The sequence below is a fragment of the Caballeronia terrestris genome, from assembly GCF_001544515.1.
Lineage (GTDB): Bacteria > Pseudomonadota > Gammaproteobacteria > Burkholderiales > Burkholderiaceae > Caballeronia > Caballeronia terrestris.
This window is the reverse complement of sequence record NZ_FCOL02000242.1, coordinates 1-2,947: the sequence shown is the minus strand read 5'-3', so window position 1 is coordinate 2,947 and position 2,947 is coordinate 1. Positions and strand designations below refer to the sequence as shown.

Annotated in this window: 2 protein-coding genes and 1 pseudogene; 2 read left to right on the top strand and 1 reads right to left on the bottom strand. The window is 59.9% G+C overall.

Annotation, left to right across the window (positions count from 1 at the left end; translation table 11 throughout):
• The first annotated feature begins 170 nt into the window (after window positions 1-170).
• Together AWB67_RS43660 and AWB67_RS43125 are read left to right on the top strand one after the other, a co-directional pair.
• Complete coding sequence (locus tag AWB67_RS43660; protein WP_374729887.1) at window positions 171-359, top strand: hypothetical protein; 189 nt, start codon at window positions 171-173, stop codon at window positions 357-359.
• A gap of 683 nt (window positions 360-1,042) precedes the next feature.
• On the top strand, window positions 1,043-1,171 hold the full coding sequence (locus AWB67_RS43125; protein WP_268808161.1) for a hypothetical protein: 129 nt from the start codon (window positions 1,043-1,045) through the stop codon (window positions 1,169-1,171).
• Between the two features lie 235 nt (window positions 1,172-1,406).
• Here the strand turns inward: AWB67_RS43125 and AWB67_RS35925 are convergent.
• Window positions 1,407-2,461, bottom strand: a pseudogene (locus AWB67_RS35925) (IS630 family transposase).
• Window positions 2,462-2,947 lie beyond the last annotated feature (486 nt).

Below are 2,947 nucleotides of genomic sequence, written 5' to 3'. Positions count from 1 at the left end.
GTCGATCCGCGCGAACATTGAGCGCCGGCTTTTACGGAGCGATTTTATTGCGCGCGCCCTTGCCTCACGCGACAGCGCCAGCCAGAGCGGCCCATATGTGTCGGCCGATGACGTCTTGTCTACGCTCGAGGCCCGGCTCGCGGGAGCCAAGACGCGGCGCGCGACCGCGCGTGACCTACGCGGTTCGGGCCACCATCGAGGCGGCAGCGGACCTCGACCTACTGTACGGCTTCATCCTCGAACGCGACGCCACCGATTTCACACTCGCCGAGGCGGCCATTCAGGCGCTTCGCGACGCCTCGGTTCGCCGTTTACGTGTCGCAAAGCGCGATCCGACGCGCCCTTCCTCCAAAAACTGATCATCCCGTTCGGGCGCAGCGGCTATGTCGGATTGTTCGAAATCGAAGACAGCGAAACGGTCACGGTGCTGACTATCCGCCATCAACTGGAAGATGACTATCATTGAAGTGGCGATATGCCTCGCGCCAGCGTCCACAGGGTCTCAGGCCGTTTCTTCTGTCGGGTGTCAGGCTAGACGCTTCGACGCGTTGTCGGCAATCCCGACCAGCCTGCAGGCTACTTCAATGGCCGTCGCGACGCGGGTTGTAGTGCGTGATCGTAATCAAGGCGGTGGAAGCGTATTTCCGGTTTGAATCGAGAGCGAGCGGCGCACGAATTCTAGCTTTTGCGAAGGCGATGGCCAGCAACAAGTCACTGAGCTCTCCGCACGCGGAGCGCTCACTTAATCCAGCAGCGGGTCCAGTTGTAGAGAACTGCACGCACGCGCTTCCACGCGACAACCCCGCCTCTTGGAGACTGTGCTGCGGGCAATTAAGATTGCACTGTTTTGTCGCTGATGCAGTTAGCTCTGCACGGACCGATTCAATTTGTACGACGAAGGAAGTACAGACGGTTAGTTGCCTTAACCCATATGAGTGATCGCGCTGGCAAACCCGCGACCCTATCCCCCGTCATTCCGGAGTGGTCTCTAAGGCAGCCTGCAAGTTCAGTTGCCATTCACTGAGACCGAAGCATCTGCCGCATGTCGGCATTACTGGCGTTGGTGCAACGCATGACAGAGGCAGGCGAGCACCCCGTTGCCGTCATTCAGTGGCTGGTTGGATTTGTCGATCGTGAATGGCCGCTGTGGGGAAAATCGAATGCTCGTTGACGGTACAGCGTCGAGCAGAACGTCCGGTCGCTCGTGTTCGTTGACGTTGTCGCGCTGCGCCTTATCGGAAATAGCACCGCCGTCCTACTCCCCGCCCTGGCCGCTTCCTCACGGATACTCAGTGTCAGGCGCATCCGTTTAAATGGATTGCATCCGGCATTGGGATCCTAATCGCCAGCGGCTTCAGCGGATTTGCGAGGAACCGCCCCTCGGCGTGCCGGGGCTTGTGCTCGCACTAGTCCATTGAACCGGATGAATCGCACCGGATGCGGCGCTCGGGGTCGGCGTACTTCCATTTCAGCGGTGCGGCTTGCTTGTTGCACTGACGGATATAGCGCATGAGCTTTTTGTCGAGGTCTTTGGTGCTGGTGAACACGCCGCGCGTGATGACGTCGCGCTGAATTTGAGCAACCAGTTCTCAACCTGATTCAGCCATGACGGATAGGTGGGTGTGTAATGCATCGTGCCGTTGGGATGATCGAGCAAGAACGTCTGGACAGCCGGTGTTTTGTGGCTGCTGACGGTCGCAGATCACGTGAATTTCTTGCGTGGCGCGGTGGGCCGACACAACCTCGGTGAGGAAGGCGACGAACTGGGCACTGGTGTGGCGCAATGCAGTCTTGCCCAGCACTTCGTCAGTGGCCGTTTTCGGCGCGGCGAACAAACTCAGGGTGCCATTGCGCTTGTATTCGAAGCCGTGATTCTCGGCACGCCCGGGCGAGAGTGGCAACATCCGGTCCTTGCGGTCCAGCGCCTGAATCGCGGTCTTCTCGTCCACGCAAAACACCACCGCATGCGTCGGCGGGTTCAGGTACAGCCCGATACCGTCAGCTGCCTTCGTCTCAAGGTCGGGATTGTTGGACACCATGTGGGTATCGATCGATGAGGGCGAATATCGTGCTTGCGCCAGTTACGTTGCACCGTCATGAACGGCACGCCCAACTGCGCGGCGAGTTTGCGACTGCTCCAGTGAGTCGAGCCGTCCTGCGGCTTACGCCGGAGCGTGTAATCAAGCACACGGGCTTCCAGGCGTGCCAGATCGCGGCGCGGCGCACGGCCCAGATGTCGCCCAGACAGTCCCGCCAGACGCTCGCTCCCGAAGCGAGTCTTCCAGGTCGTGATGAAACGCGAGTCGCATCGCAACTCATCCACGATCGCCTGGCGCGAGGCGCCCTCGTCGAGCAGAAGGATCAGCCGCGCACGCCGCACTTGACCTACAGCCATCGTTCGACTGCGCTGCATTGCCATCAATTCCCTGCGCTCGCCACCACTCCGATTTATTTTTCCCATGCACCTTAGAGTCGTGCAATTTCATTGGTTCAATGGACTAGGCGTAGTAACTTGACATCCTGGGACAGTTGCGCGCCGCAGCAGTCGCGCGTACTCTATCGCCCGGGTCTTACAGATACGCGACGGGCCGCAGACAAAAAATAGCTGCATCGCGAGCAATACAAATGTGGCGAGTGCCGCATGTCTGGCGCCCGGCTAATCTATCGTGACCTCCCCCTCCACGCATGTCGTCAATTCGGCCAGCGCACGAACGACCTTGCGCCGTCCGCGTACCATCGCGCAAGCCGAACGCGCAACGCGTCAGGCAAGCATCGCCCTCCGAACGTGGCACTATCGCTTCTGCACCTGCCACGCACTCTTGCCTGTCTTGCAGGCAGTCGGTCTCCAAGTCTCCGTCTGACCTTTGGCGACCGCGATGATCGTCAACTTCCGACAAGTGCGCTCGCCGTCCTTCACCGAGTCGCTCGGCGTGATGGTCCCCTTGAT